Raw genomic sequence first — 18,125 nt, forward strand, 5'->3', positions numbered from 1 at the left:
GGCATCCGGGACATGATCAAGCTGCCTTTCTCGCGCAAGTCCAACGATCGCGCGCCGGCGCCGCGCAAGTCGCGTAATCGCGCGCAGTTCAACCTGCGCGGTCGCCTGCGGCTGGTAATCGGCACGCTCGGCCTGTGCGCGGTGGCGCTGGTCGGGCGCGCGGTCGATCTGCAGCTGGTCGACAACGCCTTCTATCAGCAGAAGGCGGACGCACGCATCCTGCGCGAAATCCCCATCCCGACCTCGCGCGGCATGATCACCGACCGCAACGGCGAACCGCTCGCCGTCTCGACGCCGGTGGAAAGCGTGTGGGGCAATCCGCACGAGTTGCTCAAGGCGCCGGACCGCATCCCCGAGCTGGCGCGCGTGCTGGGCGTGTCGCAGGACGTGCTCACGCGCAAGCTCACGCAGAAGGCCGACAAGGAATTCCTGTACCTCAAGCGCCGCATCAATCCGGTGGAGGCGCAGAAGATCCTCGCGCTGAAGATTCCGGGCGTGTTCTCGCAGCGCGAATACCGCCGCTTCTACCCGCAGGGTGAGGCGATGGCGCACATCCTCGGCTTCACCAACGTCGACGACGAGGGCCAGGAGGGCATCGAACTGGCGTTCGACGACTGGCTGCGCGGCAAGCCCGGCGTGGAGAAGGTAATCCGCGACCGCCGCGGCCGCATCGTCGAGAACGTCGATCTGGTGCGTGCCGCCGAGCCGGGCAAGGACCTCACCCTCAGCATCGATCGCCGCATCCAGTTCCTGACCTATCGCGAGCTGCGCCGCCAGTTGGACGAATCCGGTGCCGCCAGCGGCTCGGCGGTGATCGTCGACATTGCCACCGGCGAGATCCTGGCGATGGCGAACCTGCCGTCGTTCAATCCGAACGCGGTGGAAACCGGCAACCGCGATGCGCATCGCAACCGCGCCGTCACCGACCTGATCGAACCGGGTTCGACGATGAAGCCGCTGACCGTCGCCGCGGCGCTGGAAGCGGGCGTGATCACGCCGCGCACCACGTTCAACACCAGCCCGGGCTGGATGCCCAACGGCAAGTACCGCACCACCGACACGCACAACTATGGTGTGCTCGATACCACGGGTGTGATCCGCAAGAGTTCCAACGTCGGCGTATCCAAGATCGTGGCGCTGCTGCCGAACCAGCGGTTCTACGACTTCCTGCGTCGCTTCGGTTACGGCCAGAGCACCCAGAGCGGCTTCCCCGGCGAAGCTGCGGGCCTGTTCCCGCCGCCCTCGCGCTGGAGCGGCACGACCAAGCAGACGATGTCCTATGGCTACGGCATCTCGGTGACGCCGCTGCAGATCGCGCACGCCTACGCCGCGCTCGCCAATGGCGGCCGCATGTACACGCCGACCTTCATCAAGGGCAAGGAACGCCAGGAGTCGGAATCCAAGCAGGTGCTCGATCCGCAGATCGCGCACGAAGTCGTGAAGATGATGCAGACGGTGACCGAACCCGGCGGCACCGCCTATCCCTGGGGCACGATCCTCGGCTATCACGTCGCCGGCAAGACCGGCACCGCGCACAAGGCCAGCAATGGCGGCTATTCGCGCCGTTATGTCGGTTTTTTCGCCGGCATCGTGCCGGTCGACAATCCGCGCTTCGCGATGGCGGTGGTGATCGACGATCCGACCAAGGGCTCGCACTTCGGCGGTCTCACCGCGGCGCCGGTGTTCCGCAACGTCATGGAAGGCGCGCTGCGCCTGATGGACGTGCCGCCGGACGACATCGAGACCTGGCTGGCCGAGCAGGCGAAGGCGGAAGCCAAGAAGAACGCCGGCAAGACCACGGCGCGTCCGCCCGTGGCCGCGGCCACGCCGGCGGCGGGAGCGCATCAATGACGCGCAGCATGCCGCTCGCCGAACTGCTGCCCGACGTCGCCGCGGTGCCGCCGTCGCTGTCGATCACCGGACTGGTGCAGGACAGCCGTGCCATCGAACCAGGCAATGCCTTCGTCGCCATCGGCGGTTTCGGCACGCACGGTCTGCATTTCGTCGAACAGGCGAAGGCGGCGGGTGCGGGGGCGATTCTGTTCGAGCCTCCCGCGCCCACCGACCTGCCGGCGCCTGCCGATGCCATCGCCGTGTCGGGATTGCGCGCGCGCATGGGCGCGATGGCGAACCAGTTCCACGGCGAGCCGTCGCGCGCCATGACCATGGTGGGCGTCACCGGCACCAGCGGCAAAACCTCGACCGTGCAGCTGATCGCGCAAGCGCTGGAATCGCGCGGCCGCCGCACCGGCACCATCGGTACGCTGGGCGCGGGTTTGTACGGCGCGGTCGTGCCGACCGGCTTCACCACGCCGCTGGTGCTGCAGATGCATGCGCTGCTGGCCGAGCTGCGTGATGCGGGCGCGGCGGCGGTGGCGATGGAAGTCAGTTCGCACGCGCTCGACCAGGGCCGCGTGGACGCCGTGCACTACGACGTGGCGGTGTTCACCAATCTCACCCGCGACCATCTCGATTACCACGGTGACATGGAAAGTTACGGTGCCGCCAAGGCCAAACTATTTTCGCGCGACGGACTGCGCGCGGCCGCGATCAATCTCGATGATGCCTTCGGCGCCTTGCTGCTGGCGCAGTTGCCGCAGACGGTGCGCGGCGTGGGCCTGAGCGCGCGTGGGCAGGCGCAGGCACAGGTACGCGCCGAGAACGTCGCGCTCGACGCATCCGGCATCGTGTTCGATCTCGTGCTGGGCGATGCGCGCTACCCGGTACATTCGCCTCTGCTCGGCCGTTTCAACATCGACAATCTGCTGGCCGTGGCCGGCGTGCTGCATGTGCTGGGCGAGGCCGACGACGACATCGCCGCCACGCTGCCGCAATTGCAGCCCATTCCCGGCCGCATGAATCGCCTCGGTGGTGACGGCGTGCTGCCGCTGGTGGTGATCGACTACTCGCACAAGCCCGATCCGCTGCAGCAGGCGCTGGAATCGCTGCGCGGCCATCTGCGCGGCCGGTTGATCTGCGTGTTCGGCTGCGGCGGCGAGCGTGATCGCGGCAAGCGTCCGCAGATGGCGGCGATCGCAGAAGCAACCGCCGATCGCGTCATCGTCACCGACGACAATCCGCGTTTCGAGGATGGCGACACGATCATCGCCGACATCCTCGAAGGGTTTCGCGATCGTTCCGCCGTGCTGGTGCAGCGCGACCGCGCGGCCGCGATCGCGCACGCGATCGGCGAAGCCGGTCCCGACGACATCGTGCTGATCGCCGGCAAGGGCCACGAGCCGTATCAGGAAGTCGCAGGCGTCAAGCACGCGTTCGACGACACGCTGGTGGCGCGCGCAGTGCTGGAGAAGAGACTGACGAAAGGCGCGGCGGCGGGAGGAGCGGCATGATCCCGGTTCCGTTGTCCCGCATCGCGCAATGGACCGGCGGCCAGCTGCATGTCCGCGGGCGCGCGCAGGATTCGTCGTCGCAGGATCTGCTCATCGATACGGTGATCACCGATACGCGCACGTTCGGCAATGCCGCTGGTGATACCGAGTCCGCCGCCTTGTTCGTGGCGCTCAAGGGCGAGCGCTTCGATGGCCATCGTCATGTCGCCGAAGCGGCCGAACTCGGCGTGCGTGCGGCGCTGGTGTCCGAAGCGCAGGAGGTGGCGCTGCCGCAGATCGTGGTGGCCGACACCGAGCGCGCGCTGGCCTCGCTGGCGGCCGCGTTGCAGCACACACGCGACGAATTGGTGGTGGCGATCACCGGCAGCAACGGCAAGACGACTGTGAAGACGCTGCTGCTGTCGATCCTGCAGCGCGTCGGCAAGACCTACGCCAATCCCGGCAACCGCAACAACGAGATCGGCCTGCCGCTGTCGGTGATCGATGCGCCGGAAAACTCCGATTTCTCCATCTACGAGATGGGCGCCGGCCAGCCGGGCGACATCGCCTATCTGACGGCGATCGTGCGTCCGCGCGTGTCGCTGGTGAACAACATCGCGCCGGCGCACCTGGAGCGCCTGGGCAGCGTGGAAGGCGTCGCCGACACCAAGGCGGCGATCTACGACGCGCTGCCGTCCGACGGCATCGCGGTGATCAACGCCGACGACGCGTTCGCCTCGTATTTCGCCACCCGTGCGCATGGCCGCCGTCAGATCCGCTTCGCGCTCGATGCCGAGGCCGAGATCACGGCGCGTGATCTGCGCGTCGCCGACGATCGCACGCAGTTCCGCCTGATCACGCCGCAGGGCGAGGCCGATGCGGTGGTGCCGATGGCCGGCCGGCACAACGTCGCCAACGCGCTTGCCGCCGCAGCGCTCGCTTTTGCGTGCGAGACGTCGCTGGAGGACATCGTCATCGGATTGCGCGACGTGCAGCCGGTGGCGGGCCGCCTGATGCGTTATCGCCTCGGCAACGGCGCGGTGCTGATCGACGACAGTTACAACGCCAATCCGGGCTCGCTCAACGCCGCGATCGACACGCTCGCCAGCGCGAGCGGTGAAACCTGGCTGGTGCTGGGCGACATGCGCGAACTCGGTGTGGACGGCCAACAGCTGCATGAAGCGGCCGGCAAGCGCGCGAAGGAAGCCGGCATCGCGCGGCTGTACGCGCTCGGCGGCCTGAGCGCGATGGCGGCCAAGGCCTTCGGTGAGGGCGCGCGCACATTCTCAACGCACGAAGAGCTGATCGACGCATTGCGCTCGGAACTGCACGCCACCGTGCGCGTGCTGGTGAAGGGTTCGCGCGGCAGCGCGATGGATCGCATCGTCAAGGCGCTGCTGGCCGCCGACGGTGGCGAGCCGAACAGGGGCGGGCCCAACAAGAACGGGCCGAACAAAAAGGGGAGCGCCACACATGCTGCTTGAACTGACCCGCTGGCTGCAGCAGCTGGAAGGCCTCTTCGGCCTGTTCGGCTATCTGACCTTCCGTGGCATCCTCGCCGCGCTGTCGTCGTTGTTCCTGTCGCTGTGGATGGGCCCCGCGGTGATCCGCAAGCTGGCGCAGTACAAGGGCGGCCAGCCGATCCGCACGGATGGCCCGCAGACGCACTTCTCCAAGGCCGGCACGCCGACCATGGGCGGCGCGCTGATCCTGATCACCGTGCTGCTGTCGGTGCTGCTGTGGGGCGATCTGCGCAACCGCTACGTGTGGCTGGTGCTGGCGGTGATGCTCGCCTTCGGCGCGATCGGCTGGCTCGACGACTGGATCAAGATCGTCAAGCGCGACCCCAATGGCCTGAAGTCGCGCTGGAAATATCTGCTGCAGTCGATATTCGGCCTGGCGGCGGGCGTGTTCCTGTACATGACCGCCGATCCGACGGTGCCAGCGGCGACCACGTTCTTCGTGCCGCTGCTGAAGATGGTGGCGATTCCGCTCGGCGCGTTCTTCATCGTCGTCGCGTACTTCTGGATCGTCGGCTTCTCCAACGCGGTCAATCTCACCGACGGCCTCGACGGCCTGGCGATCATGCCGACGGTGCTGGTGGCCTGCGCGCTGGGCGTGTTCGCCTATGCCTCGGGCAATGCGGTGTTCTCGTCCTATCTGCAGATTCCGCAGATTCCGGGCGCCGGCGAGCTGGTGATCATCTGCGCGGCGATCGCCGGCGCAGGTCTCGGCTTCCTGTGGTTCAACACCTATCCGGCGATGGTGTTCATGGGCGACATCGGTGCGCTCGCGCTCGGCGCGGTGCTCGGCACGATGGCGATCATCGTTCGCCAGGAGCTGGTGCTGGTGATCATGGGTGGCGTGTTCGTGATCGAAACGCTGTCGGTGATGATCCAGGTCGCCTCGTTCAAGCTGACCGGCAAGCGCGTGTTCCGCATGGCGCCGATCCACCACCACTTCGAACTGAAGGGTTGGCCGGAGCCGCGCGTGATCGTGCGCTTCTGGATCATCTCCGTGATTCTCGTGTTGGTCGGCCTCGCCACATTGAAGGTGCGCTGATGGGCACATCCTCTTATATCGGATCTTCCTACCTCGGCGGCGCGAAACAGGCGACCCGGCTCGATGCCATCACCGGCCGTTACGACGGCTGGCTGCTTGGCGTCTGCATCGCGCTTGCCAGTCTTGGCGTGGTGATGGTCGCCTCGAGTTCGATCGCCATCGGCGAAGGGCTGGGCGTGGGGCAGTTCTACTTCCTCAACCGTCATCTGATCTTCCTCGCCATCGGCGTCGGTCTGGCGATCTGGGCGATGCGCACCGAGCTGAAGACCATCGAGCACTACAACCAGTTGCTGCTGCTCGGCTGTTTCGTGCTGTTGCTGGTGGTGTTCGTGCCCGGCATTGGCAGCAGCGTCAACGGCGCACGGCGCTGGATCAATCTCGGCATCTCGAAATTCCAGGCGGTGGAGGCGGTGAAGCTGCTCTACATCGTCTGGTTGTCGAGCTATCTGGTGCGCTTCCGCGACGAGGTCAACGCCACCTGGCCGGCGATGCTCAAGCCGCTGGGCGTGGCGGTGGCGCTGGTCGCGCTGCTGCTGATCCAGCCGGACTTCGGTTCCTCCTCGCTGATCCTGGCGATCACCGCCGGCATGCTGGTGCTCGGTGGCGTCAACCTGCCGCGCATGTCGATGCCGATTGTGATCGGCCTGCCGGTGTTCGCGTTCGTGGCGATCCTTGAACCGTATCGCGTGCGCCGTCTCACCTCGTTCCTCGATCCATGGGCCGATCAGCTTGGCTCCGGCTACCAGCTCAGCAATGCGCTGATGGCGGTCGGTCGCGGCGAATGGACCGGCGTCGGTCTCGGTGCTTCGGTGCAGAAGCTGTCGTATCTGCCGGAAGCGCATACCGACTTCATCTTCTCGGTGATCGCCGAGGAACTCGGTTTCGTCGGCGTGTGCCTGGTGATCGGGTTGTACGTGGCGCTGGTCGGGCGCGCGTTCTGGATCGGTTATCGCTGCGTCGGCATGCGCCGCCACTTCGCCGGCTACTGCGCGTTCGGCGTGGCGCTGTGGATCAGCTTGCAGAGCTTCGTCTCGATTGGTGTGAACCTCGGCATCCTGCCGACCAAGGGGCTGACGCTGCCGATGATCTCCTCCGGCGGCTCCAGCGTGCTGATGACTTGCGCCGCGCTCGGCCTGCTGCTGCGCGTGTCCTACGAACTCGATCGCGCCGAGCGCCAGGTCGCGCGCCTGCGCGGGGAAGGCGCGCAGGTGGCCGCCAATGCGGTGCAAGCCGATGCCGAGCCGCAGAAAGACACCGTCACGGTGCGGCCGAAGCAGGTGAAGGCGACGCCGGCGGCCGCGCGCAGCGGCGACGTTCGTCGTCGTGTGGAACCCACGATGGGACAGCACGCATGATCCGCCGTTTGTACGACGCCAAAGACAGCCAGGGAGGCGTTTCGCCCGGCGATTTCGCGCGCCGCTACTCGCGCGTGCATTTCGTCGGCATCGGCGGCGTTGGCATGAGTGGCATCGCCGAGGTGCTGTGCACGCTCGGCTATCAGGTCTCCGGCTCCGACATGGCCGACAACGCGGTGACGCGCCGCCTGACCAAGCTTGGCGCCAACGTGCATCGCGGCCATGCCGCCGCCAACGTGCTGGGCACCGACTGCATCGTGGTGTCGAGCGCGATCAAGCCGGACAACCCGGAACTGCTGGAAGCGCGCGCGCAGCGCATCCCGATCGTGCCGCGCGCCGAGATGCTGGCCGAGCTGATGCGTTTCCGCCGCGGCATCGCCGTGGCCGGCACGCATGGCAAGACCACGACTACCTCGCTGCTCGCCAGCGTGCTCGCGGAGGGCGGGCTCGATCCGACCTTCGTGATCGGTGGACAGCTGCTCGCGGCCGGCGCCAACGCGCGCCTGGGCAGCGGCGACTGGCTGGTGGCCGAGGCCGACGAGAGCGATGGCAGCTTCCTGCGCCTGAATCCGCTGGTGGCGGTGGTCACCAACATCGACGCCGATCATCTCGAGAATTACGGCGGCGATTTCGCGCGCGTGCAGGCCGCGTTCTCGGAATTCCTGCACCGTCTGCCGTTCTACGGCATCGCGGTGCTGTGCATCGACGATCCCGAAGTGGTCAAGCTGGCCGGCGACATGCCGCGTCACGTGATGACTTATGGCTTCGACGAAAAGGCGGAAGTCCGCGCCGAGGATGTCGAACAAGAAGGCGGCCGCATGCGTTACGTGCTGTGCCTGCCCGACGCCTCGCGCACGCCGGTCACGCTGGCGCTGCCGGGTCGGCACAACGTGCTGAACTCGCTCGCCGCCGCCGCGGTGGCGTGGCAGCTTGGTGTTTCCGCCGAGGCGATCGCCAGTGCGCTGGAGAAGTTCCAGGGCATCGGCCGCCGTTTCAACCTGCTGGCCGAACTGCATACCGCGCAGGGCGCGACGGTGCAGCTGGTCGACGATTACGGCCACCATCCCAAGGAACTGGCGGCGGTGTTCGCGGCCGCGCGCGGCGGCTGGCCGCAGCATCGGCTCGTGGTCGCGTTCCAGCCGCATCGCTACACGCGCACGCGCGATCTGTTCGACGACTTCGCCAGCGTGCTGTCCGATGTCGATGCGCTGGTGCTGACCGAGGTGTATCCGGCTGGCGAGGCACCGATCGCCGGTGCCGATGCCAAGTCGCTGGCGCGTGCGATCCGTGCGCGCGGGCGCATCGATCCGGTCGTGGTCAGCGGCGCGCAGGAACTGCGCTCGGTGCTGCCCGACATCCTGCGTGACGGCGACCTGCTGCTGATGATGGGCGCGGGCGATATCGGCTACGCCGCGCAGCAGATCGCCATCGACGGCTTCGAGCCTGTCAAGGCGCCGGAGAAGGGTGCATGAGCGCGCTGCTGCGCCTGATCGTCTGGAGCCTGGCGCTGGCGCTGGTGGTGCTGCCGGTCGTTGCCGTGCTCAATGGCTGGATCGGCGCGGATCGTTGGCCGCTGCGCACGCTGCGCGTGGGCGGCGAACTCAAGCGTGTGGACGCGCAACAGCTACGCAACACGGTGCTGCCGTATGCGCGCAGTGGTTTCTTCGCGGTGAAGCTGCAGGACGCGCAGGCCGCGGTCGCAAAACTGCCGTGGGTGGAGCAGGCCGAAGTGCGCAAGCGCTGGCCGGACGTGCTCGAAGTGCGCATCGTCGAATACAAGCCGTTCGCGCGCTGGGGCGACAAGGAATTGCTGTCCGAGCGCGGCAACGTGTTCCCGATCGGCAGCATGACCGTGCCGCCGGGGCTGCCGCGCTTCGATGTCGACGCGCCAGCCGCGCGAATCAAGGACGTGGTCGCGCTCTACAACGAGGCCGGTGAACTGTTCGCGGCCGAAGGCAGGAAGGTGAGTGGTGTGTCGCTCGATCGCCGCGGCAGCTGGTCGCTGACCTTGTCGAACGGCACCGAACTGATCGTCGGCAGCCAGGAAGCGCGTCTGCGCCTGGCGCGCTTCGCGCGCCTGATGCCGCAGTTGCTCGCCTCGAAACCGTTGCCGTTGCAGCGTGCCGATCTTCGCTACACGAATGGTTTCGCGCTGAGCTGGGCCACCGACACGCCAGCCGCACCCGCATCCCCCCAACCCGCTGCCGCAAGCGGGCGCAACACGCCGCAAAGGCAGGCACGCACATGAACCGTAAAGGCGACAAGGCATTGATCGTGGGACTCGACATCGGCACCTCCAAGGTGGTGGCGCTGGTGGGCGAGTATTCGCCGGGCAATCCCATCGAGGTGATCGGCATTGGCTCGCACGAATCGCGCGGACTCAAGCGCGGCGTCGTCGTCGATATCGAATCCACGGTGCAGTCGATCCAGCGCGCGGTGGAAGAGGCCGAGCTGATGGCCGGCTGCGAAATCCGTTCGGTGTATGCATCGATTTCCGGCAATCACGTGCAGTGCCGCAATTCGCCCGGCATCGTGCCGATCCGCGACGGCGAGGTGACTTACGCCGATCTGGATCGCGTGCTCGAAGCGGCCAAGGCCGTCGCGATTCCCGCCGATCAGAAGATCCTGCATGCGATCCCGCGCGAGTACGTGCTCGACGATTCGCAGGAAGGCATCCGCAATCCGGTCGGCATGACCGGCGTGCGCCTGGAAGTACATGCGCACCTGGTGGTGTGCGCGCAGTCGGCGGCCGCGAACATCAGCAAGTGCGTGCAGCGCTGCGGCTTGCAGATCGACGATCTGATCCTGTCGTCGCTGGCCTCCAGCACTGCGGTGCTCACCGGCGACGAACGCGAACTCGGCGTGGTGCTGGTCGACCTCGGCGCCGGCACCACGGATCTGGCCGTGTTCGTGCAGGGCGCGATCTGCCATACCGCGTCGTTGCCGATCGCCGGCGACAAGGTCACCGAGGACATCGCGCACATGCTGCGCACGCCCACGCCCGAGGCCGAGCAGATCAAGGTGCGCTACGCCTGCGCGCTGGCGCAGCTGGCCACGAGCGAGGAATCGATCCAGGTGCCGAGCGTCGGCGATCGTCCGCCGCGCCGTCTGCCGCGGCAGTCGCTGGCGCAGGCGGTGCAGGCGCGCTACGAGGAAATCTTCGAGATGGTGCAGGCCGAACTGCGCCGTTCCGGCTTCGAGCAGCACGTGCGCGCCGGCATGGTGTTGACCGGCGGCGCTTCGAAGATGGAAGGCGTCGTGGAACTGGCCGAGGAGATGCTGCAGATGCCGGTGCGCGTGGGCATTCCGCAGCACGTCACGGGTCTGGGCGAAGTGGTGGGCAATCCGGTGCATGCCACCGGCGTCGGCCTGCTGCTGATGGGCAGCCAGATCGAGCATCCGCGCCGTCCGGTGATTCCGACCGGACGCGCCGGCACGTTCTTCAACAAGTTGAAGAACTGGTATCGGGGGGAATTCTGATGAGGCAGATGAAGTTCTCTTGCCCGTCATTGCCGCGCAAGCGGGAATCCAGTGGCTTTGCTTTTGCTGCTACGGCACGAAAGACGCTGGGTTCCCGCTTGCGCGGCAATGACGGGCAAGAGCAAACGCGGCAGGCGAGGCGACGACGACGTGGTACTTGGCAACACGAACCATCACTAGCAACACATAACTAAACCAAAGCGAGGACACGGACATGGCACATTTCGAACTGGTTGAAAAAATGGCTCCCAACGCGGTGATCAAGGTCATCGGCGTCGGCGGCGGCGGTGGCAACGCCGTGGCGCACATGGTCAACAGCAGCGTTGACGGCGTTGAGTTCATCACCGCCAACACCGACGCGCAGGCGATCAAGAACAACGGCTCCAAGCTGCAGCTGCAGCTCGGCGGCAACGTCACCAAGGGTCTCGGCGCCGGTGCGAATCCGGAAGTCGGCCGTCAGGCCGCGCTGGAAGACCGCGAAATCATCATGGATGCGCTGCAGGGCGCCGACATGGTGTTCATCACCGCCGGCATGGGCGGCGGCACCGGCACCGGTGCGGCACCGGTCGTCGCGCAGCTGGCCAAGGAGATGGGCATTCTCACCGTCGCCGTGGTGACAAAACCTTTCCCGTTCGAGGGACGCCGCCGCATGCAGGTGGCGCTGAAGGGCATCGACGAACTGTCGCAGCACTGCGACTCGCTGATCACCATCCCGAACGAGAAGCTGATCACCGTGCTCGGTCGCAACGCCACGATGATCCAGGCCTTCCGCGCGGCGAACGACGTGCTGCTCGGCGCGGTGCAGGGCATCGCCGATCTGATCGTCCGTCCGGGCTTGATCAACGTCGACTTCGCCGACGTCCGTACCGTCATGGCTGAAATGGGTCTGGCGATGATGGGCACCGGCCACGCGCGCGGCGACGATCGCGCCCAGGCCGCCGCCGAAAGCGCGATCCAGAATCCGCTGCTCGACGACGTCAACCTGGCCGGCGCCAACGGCATCCTGGTCAACATCACCGCGGGTCCGGACTTCACCATGGCCGAGTTCGACGAAGTCGGCCGCACGGTGGAGAACTTCGCCAGCGAGGACGCCACCATTGTCATCGGCACCGTGCTCGATCAGGACATGCAGGACGACGTGCGCGTCACCGTGGTCGCCACCGGCCTCAACCGCAGCGCCGGTCGCCAGAACGTGCGTCACGACGATCGTGCCTACGCTTCCGGAGCCGGCAATTTCGGCCACGACATCCTGCGCACCAATCGTCCGCAGGTCGAACTGGTCCGCACCCCGGCCAAGCGCGACGGCACCACCGGCTTGCTGGTGGACGACGGCGGCATGGCCTACAACCCGGGACAGAGCCTGGCTTCGAGCCTGCGCGGTCGCGGCAGCAGCCCGGCCGAAGCGCCGTCGACACCGCCGGTGGCCGATTTCGGCACCGACAGCAGCTACCTGGACATCCCGGCGTTTCTGCGTCGTCAGGCTGACTAAGTAGCTCGATAGCAGTAAGCCATGTCCCGTTGATTTCCGCCCGGACGCCAGTGTCCGGGCGGGGTTTTTCGACCCCCGCCGGGGTTCCGGCGCGGTGGGTGGGTTCGACCCCATCGATTCGTTCCAGTGAAAGCCGGGCCAGAAACTGCGATGCACGCCGCAGTACGCGGCATTTCTTCCGTTCAGGTTCAGCATTCCGCGTGCTAATCTGCTCGGCGGTCTGATGCCCCATTCCCCATAACACGGTTCCATGACCGTCGTCTGACGACCCTAGACATCTATTCCCGCATGCAGCAGCGCACTATCAAGAATGTGATCCGCGCCACCGGCGTCGGGCTGCATAGTGGCGAGAAGGTTTACCTCACGCTGCGGCCTGCGCCTGCCGACAACGGCATCCTGTTCCGCCGCGTCGATCTGAACCCCATCGTCGAGATTCCGGCCACTGCCGAACTCGTCGCTGAAACCACGCTGTGCACCGGCCTCGCCCAGAGCGGCGCCAAGGTGCAGACCGTCGAGCACCTGATGTCGGCATTGGCCGGCCTCGGCATCGACAATATTTTCGTGGATCTGTCCGCGGCCGAAGTGCCGATCATGGACGGCTCCGCAGGCCCGTTCGTGTTCCTGCTGCAATCGGCGGGCATCGTCGAGCAGGCCGCGCCCAAGCGCTTCATCCGCATCAAGCGCCCCGTGGAAGTGCGCGAGGGCGACAAGGTCGCCCGTTTCGAGCCCCATGACGGCCTCCGCCTCGGCTTCACCATCGAATTCGACCATCCGATGATCCCGGCCGCGCAGTCGCGCGCCGAAGTCGATTTCTCCACCGAGGCCTACATCCGCGAAGTCAGCCGCGCACGTACCTTCGGCTTCATGCGCGATCTGGAATACATGCGCGAGCGCAACCTCGGTCTCGGCGGTTCGATGGACAACGCCATCGTGCTGGACGAGTTCCGCATCCTCAACGACGACGGCCTGCGCTACGCCGACGAGTTCGTGCGCCACAAGATCCTCGATGCGATCGGCGATCTGTACCTGATCGGCCATCCGATCCTGGGCGCCTACGAAGGCTTCAAGTCCGGCCATGCCCTGAACAACAAGCTGGCGCGCGCACTGCTCGCCGAGCGTTCGGCCTGGGAAGAAGTCACCTTCCCGGAAGCGCAGACCGCGCCCGTCGTATACGCCGATCCACTGCCGGCCTGAGACCAGGCGGTCCAAGCCCGCCGATGGCGGGCAGGTGTCGCTTCCTGACACATGACCACAAGTCGATCCACGTCACAGATGTGAATGTGGCGTGATGACTTAACTAAAATTTAACTTTTTGTTACTTAAATTTTAGTTTTTGTTTAACGCTCAGTCGCGCGTGCGCCGGTAGGATGCCCCGTTCGTTTGCGGTCCCGGCAGCGCCTCATTCCGTTTCCCGGACTGCCCGCGACGTCAAAAACGCGCAGGACTCGCGTTTTTGAAACTGAAGTTTTGTCAGGACTCGTCCTTCGCCGGCCCCCCACCGGACTCACGAAGCGACGCCAAGGCATCGCGCAAGGCTTCACGCGCGGTGGCCGACATGGGTTTCGCAGCCGGCGGTGATCTCTGCGCGAGTGGAGCTTCCGACCGGGTGGCCGTCTTGACGGCCACTTCGCTGACATCCAGTCCGAGGGACCGGGCGGCATCGAGGAGCGTGTCGGCGGCGAGCCTGAGCTTCGCATGCCAGACCGGCGAATCGGTGACGAAAACGAGCTTGGCGCCAACCACATTCGCCAGTCGCGCATGCGCGGCCAGCGAAGGCGCCAATTGGGGGCGCAAACGACGATCCAACTCGTCCAGCCATAAGGCTCGACGCAAGGGATCGCCTGCGGCATCGGCGAGCAGCGCATCGAGCGCGGCGCGCGGTGTGGCGGAGCGGTCGGAGGCCTTGGACGGCCTGGGCGGTTTGGATCGGGAATCAGACATCGGTACCTATGACTTTACACAGCATTTCCAATTACGCGCGTCATCAGTCCGCCCGGTTGTGGCATTGGACGCAGCGTCGCACCCATGAACTCGCCCAGCGCGCGCATGCGCGCACCGCCACCCGCCCGGCCACCGCCCTCGTGGCGCTGCTCGGCGTGGGCGTCGCCTTCGGCGTTGCCGCCACCACCACGGTCGACGTGCTGCGCGTCTCGGTCCTGCAGGCCCGCGCCGACGGCCAGGAAGCCCAGATCGAGACCACTCGCCGCGCAGCGCAGCGCGAGGTCAATGCGCTCGCCGCCCGCCTGGGTGAGCTGCAGGCCGAGGCCAACCGTCTCAACGCCCTCGGCGAACGGCTGACCCGCATCGGCCAGCTCGGCGATGGCGAATTCGACTTCAACAAGCCGGTCGGCGTTGGTGGCGAAGGCCCGGTGCGCGACATGCCGGCGGGCGATCTGCGCCAGGGCATGAACGCGCTTGGCGCGCAGCTGAAGGATTCCGGCCGCCAGCTGTCGGTGCTGGAATCGCTGCTGTTCAACCGCGAGCTCGACAAGAGCGCCACGCCCTCGCGCGAACCGATCGCCAACAGCTACATCACCTCGCCCTTCGGCGGCCGCGCCGATCCGTTCGGCGGCGGTGGCGCCTTCCACAAGGGCATCGACTTCCACGCCAACATCGGCGATCCGGTGCTGGCCGTGGCCGACGGCGTGGTCAGCTACGCCGACGTGCGTTCGGGCTACGGCAAGGTGGTCGAGGTCGACCACGGCAATGGCTACGTCACCCGCTACGCCCACAACTCGCGCCTGCTGGTGCAGGTGGGCGATCTGGTCCGCAGCGGCCAGCAGATCGCCAAGGCCGGCTCCACCGGCCGCTCCACCGGCGCCCACGTGCATTTCGAGGTGTGGGAGGACGGTCACGTCGTGAACCCGAAGAAGTTCCTCGGCGAACAGGGCGTCAAGCGGATGTAATCCGTTCGCGCCCCCGCCGCGACGCGGGGGAGGGGATGCAGATGGGCTTGATACCCCATCCGGGCGTCACCACGTACAATGTCGCGTTGCCAAAAGGGCGCCCGGCGCCCTTTTTTATTTTCGGTAGTCGGGAGCTGTTTCCCGCGGTTCCCCGCCTTCCCGCGCCCTCGGCGCGGTCCGGGTGGGGCAAGGGGGCCAAGGCTTGGCGACTTCCGGGTCCCATTCCCGATTTGTTAAATCACACGCCTCGGCCATCAACAACATGCTCAATCGCCTGCTCACCGGCATCTTCGGCAGCCGCAACGAACGCCTGATCAAGCAACTCGGCGGCATCGTCAAGAAAATCAACGCGCTGGAACCGCAGATGCAGGCGCTCTCCGACGAGCAGCTGCAGGCCAAGACGGCGGAGTTCAAGGAACGCGTCACCAACGGCGAATCCCTCGACAAGCTGCTGCCGGAAGCCTTCGCAGTCTGCCGCGAAGCCAGCCAGCGCGTGCTCGGCATGCGCCACTATGACGTACAGCTGATCGGCGGCATGGTGTTGCACATGGGCAAGATCGCCGAGATGCGCACCGGTGAAGGCAAGACGCTCGTCGCCACGCTGCCGACCTATCTCAATGCCCTGGAAGGCAAGGGCGTGCATGTCGTCACCGTCAACGACTACCTCGCCCGCCGCGACTCGGCCTGGATGGGCCGCCTGTACAACTGGCTCGGGCTGAGCGTTGGCGTGGTGTATCCCGGCATGCCACACAGCGACAAGCACGCCGCCTACGGCGCCGACATCACCTACGGCACCAACAACGAATTCGGCTTCGACTACCTGCGCGACAACATGGCGCTGTCGAAGGACGACCGCTTCCAGCGCGGTCTGCATTACGCCATCGTCGACGAAGTCGACTCGATCCTGATCGACGAAGCGCGCACGCCGCTGATCATCTCCGGTCCCGCCGACGAATCGCCCGAGCTGTACATCAAGGTCAACCGCATCGTGCCGTCGCTGGCGCGTCAGGAAAAGGAAGACAGCGAGGGCGATTACTGGGTCGACGAGAAGGGCAAGCAGGTCCACCTGTCCGAGGAAGGGCAGGAACACGCCGAACAATTGCTGCGCAAGGCCGGCATCCTGTCCGAGGACGACGGCCTGTACGCGCCGCACAACATCCACGTCGTGCATCACCTCAACGCGGCGATGCGCGCGCATGCGATCTACTCGCGTGACGTCGACTACATCGTGCGCGACGGCGAAGTGATCATCGTCGACGAATTCACCGGCCGCACCCTGCCGGGCCGTCGCTGGTCCGACGGCTTGCATCAAGCAGTCGAAGCGAAGGAAGGCGTGCCGGTGCAGCGCGAGAACCAGACGCTGGCCTCGATCACCTTCCAGAACCTGTTCCGCATGTACAAGAAGCTGTCGGGCATGACCGGCACCGCGGACACCGAAGCCTACGAATTCCAGAGCATCTACGGCCTGGAAGTGATCGTGATCCCGACCCATCGCCCGATGGTCCGCAAGGATCATCCGGATGCCGTGTTCCTCAACCGCGCCGGCAAGTTCCGCGCCGTCTCGGCCGAGATCAAGGATTGCTACGAGCGCGGTCAGCCGGTGCTGGTTGGTACCACTTCGATCGAAGTCTCGGAAATGCTTTCCGAGCAGTTGCGCAAGGACGGCATTCCGCACGAAGTGCTCAACGCCAAGCAGCACGAGCGCGAAGCGCACATCGTCGCGCAGGCGGGCCGTCCGAAGGCCGTCACCATCGCCACCAACATGGCCGGTCGCGGTACCGACATCGTGCTCGGCGGCGCGCTCGAAGCCGAGATCGCAGCGCTCGAAACCGAAACCGGCGCACCGCTCGACGACGCCACCAAGGCCAAGCTCAAGGAAGCCTGGCAGCAGCGCCACGACGAAGTGAAAGCCGCTGGCGGCCTGCACATCGTCGGCACCGAACGTCACGAATCGCGCCGCATCGACAACCAGCTGCGCGGCCGCTCCGGTCGTCAGGGCGATCCGGGTTCCTCGCGCTTCTACCTGTCGCTCGAAGACAACCTGATGCGCATCTTCGCCGCCGACTGGGTGCAGCGCGTGATGGCGCGCATGGGCCTGAAGGAAGACGACATCATCGAGAGCCCGCTGGTGTCGAAGCAGATCGCCAACGCCCAGCGCAAGGTCGAAGCGCACAACTTCGACATCCGCAAGAACCTGCTCGACTTCGACGACGTCAACAACGACCAGCGCAAGGTGATCTACAAGCAGCGCGACGAACTGCTGGAAGCCGAGAGCATCAAGGACAACATCGACGGCATCCGCGGCGACGTGGTCGCCGAACTCGTCGAGCGTCACGTGCCGCCGGATTCGGTGGACGAGGAATGGGATCTGTCGGGCCTGGAAAGCACGCTCAACGCCGAGTTCGGCCAGGTCGTGCCGGTGACCTCGCTGGTGAAGGACAAGGAAGAGCTCGACGCCGAAGGCATCCAGCGCTACGTGCAGGACACGCTCGACCGCCTGTTCGCCGACAAGGAAGCCGCCGTCGGACCCGAGACGATGCGCATGCTCGAGAAGCACATCATGCTCAACGTCCTCGACGACAACTGGAAACAGCACCTCGCGCGCATGGATTATCTGCGTCAGGGCATCCACCTGCGCGGCTACGCGCAGAAACAGCCGAAGCAGGAATACAAGAAGGAAGCGTTCGAACTCTTCAGCCAGATGCTGGAGAAGGTGAAGCGCGAAGTGGTCACGCTGCTCGCGCGCGTGCGCATCCGCACCGAAGAGGAAGTCGCCGCCCTCGAAGCGCAAGAGCGCGCGCAGGCCGAGGCGGTGGCGCGGCAGATGCAGTTCCGCCACGCCGATGCGGGTGGTTACGGTGCCGATGAAGAAGCCGCGCAGGCCCAGGCACAAGCGGAGCTTGCCGAGATGCCCAAAGTCGGCCGCAACGATCCCTGTCCCTGCGGCAGCGGCAAGAAGTTCAAGCACTGCCATGGGCAGCTGGCCTGAGCCGGAAAACCGATA

General features: G+C 66.0%; 13 protein-coding genes. 12 read left to right on the forward strand and 1 reads right to left on the reverse strand.

The window, feature by feature from the left end:
- Positions 1–12: 12 nt before the first annotated feature.
- From AC1RNP_RS03795 to lpxC, 10 genes are all read left to right on the forward strand, one after another.
- Positions 13–1,851 (forward strand): peptidoglycan D,D-transpeptidase FtsI family protein, encoded by a 1,839-nt coding sequence (locus tag AC1RNP_RS03795; protein WP_493050279.1) that lies wholly within the window; start codon positions 13–15, stop codon positions 1,849–1,851.
- The gene (locus AC1RNP_RS03800; protein ID WP_493049922.1) at positions 1,848–3,350 is read left to right on the forward strand and encodes a UDP-N-acetylmuramoyl-L-alanyl-D-glutamate--2,6-diaminopimelate ligase; all 1,503 of its coding nucleotides are present in this window, start codon (positions 1,848–1,850) and stop codon (positions 3,348–3,350) included. The genes AC1RNP_RS03795 and AC1RNP_RS03800 overlap by 4 nt, the downstream gene beginning before the upstream one ends.
- The gene (locus tag AC1RNP_RS03805) at positions 3,347–4,813 is read left to right on the forward strand and encodes a UDP-N-acetylmuramoyl-tripeptide--D-alanyl-D-alanine ligase (RefSeq protein WP_493049923.1); all 1,467 of its coding nucleotides are present in this window, start codon (positions 3,347–3,349) and stop codon (positions 4,811–4,813) included. Before AC1RNP_RS03800 ends, AC1RNP_RS03805 begins: the two co-directional genes overlap by 4 nt.
- A complete protein-coding gene (gene mraY, locus AC1RNP_RS03810; protein ID WP_493049924.1) occupies positions 4,803–5,891 on the forward strand; it encodes a phospho-N-acetylmuramoyl-pentapeptide-transferase in 1,089 nt (362 codons plus the stop codon). The genes AC1RNP_RS03805 and mraY overlap by 11 nt, the downstream gene beginning before the upstream one ends.
- The gene (ftsW, locus tag AC1RNP_RS03815; protein ID WP_493049925.1) at positions 5,891–7,246 is read left to right on the forward strand and encodes a putative lipid II flippase FtsW; all 1,356 of its coding nucleotides are present in this window, start codon (positions 5,891–5,893) and stop codon (positions 7,244–7,246) included. Before mraY ends, ftsW begins: the two co-directional genes overlap by 1 nt.
- A complete protein-coding gene (murC, locus tag AC1RNP_RS03820; RefSeq protein WP_493049926.1) occupies positions 7,243–8,718 on the forward strand; it encodes a UDP-N-acetylmuramate--L-alanine ligase in 1,476 nt (491 codons plus the stop codon). Before ftsW ends, murC begins: the two co-directional genes overlap by 4 nt.
- Positions 8,715–9,494, forward strand: a complete 780-nt coding sequence (locus AC1RNP_RS03825; protein ID WP_493049927.1) for a cell division protein FtsQ/DivIB — start codon at positions 8,715–8,717, stop codon at positions 9,492–9,494. Before murC ends, AC1RNP_RS03825 begins: the two co-directional genes overlap by 4 nt.
- A complete protein-coding gene (gene ftsA / locus AC1RNP_RS03830) occupies positions 9,491–10,726 on the forward strand; it encodes a cell division protein FtsA (RefSeq protein WP_226469121.1) in 1,236 nt (411 codons plus the stop codon). The genes AC1RNP_RS03825 and ftsA overlap by 4 nt, the downstream gene beginning before the upstream one ends.
- Before the next feature lie 214 nt (positions 10,727–10,940).
- Positions 10,941–12,215 carry a cell division protein FtsZ gene (gene ftsZ, locus AC1RNP_RS03835; RefSeq protein WP_493049928.1) on the forward strand — a complete coding sequence of 425 codons (1,275 nt, stop codon included), beginning with the start codon at positions 10,941–10,943 and terminating at the stop codon, positions 12,213–12,215.
- Between the two features lie 288 nt (positions 12,216–12,503).
- A complete protein-coding gene (gene lpxC, locus AC1RNP_RS03840) occupies positions 12,504–13,409 on the forward strand; it encodes a UDP-3-O-acyl-N-acetylglucosamine deacetylase (protein WP_493049929.1) in 906 nt (301 codons plus the stop codon).
- 276 nt (positions 13,410–13,685) lie between these two features.
- Here the strand turns inward: lpxC and AC1RNP_RS03845 are convergent, their stop codons facing one another.
- Positions 13,686–14,156, reverse strand: coding sequence for a DciA family protein (locus AC1RNP_RS03845; protein WP_493049930.1), 471 nt, complete (start codon positions 14,154–14,156; stop codon positions 13,686–13,688).
- Positions 14,157–14,164: 8 nt separating this feature from the next.
- Here AC1RNP_RS03845 and AC1RNP_RS03850 point away from each other — a divergent pair, with 8 nt between their 5' ends.
- Complete coding sequence (locus AC1RNP_RS03850) at positions 14,165–15,121, forward strand: peptidoglycan DD-metalloendopeptidase family protein (protein ID WP_493049931.1); 957 nt, start codon at positions 14,165–14,167, stop codon at positions 15,119–15,121.
- Positions 15,122–15,383: 262 nt separating this feature from the next.
- Positions 15,384–18,110, forward strand: a complete 2,727-nt coding sequence (gene secA / locus AC1RNP_RS03855) for a preprotein translocase subunit SecA (RefSeq protein WP_493049932.1) — start codon at positions 15,384–15,386, stop codon at positions 18,108–18,110.
- Positions 18,111–18,125 lie beyond the last annotated feature (15 nt).

The sequence above is a fragment of the Luteimonas sp. GW821-FHT14E02 genome, assembly GCF_058803905.1.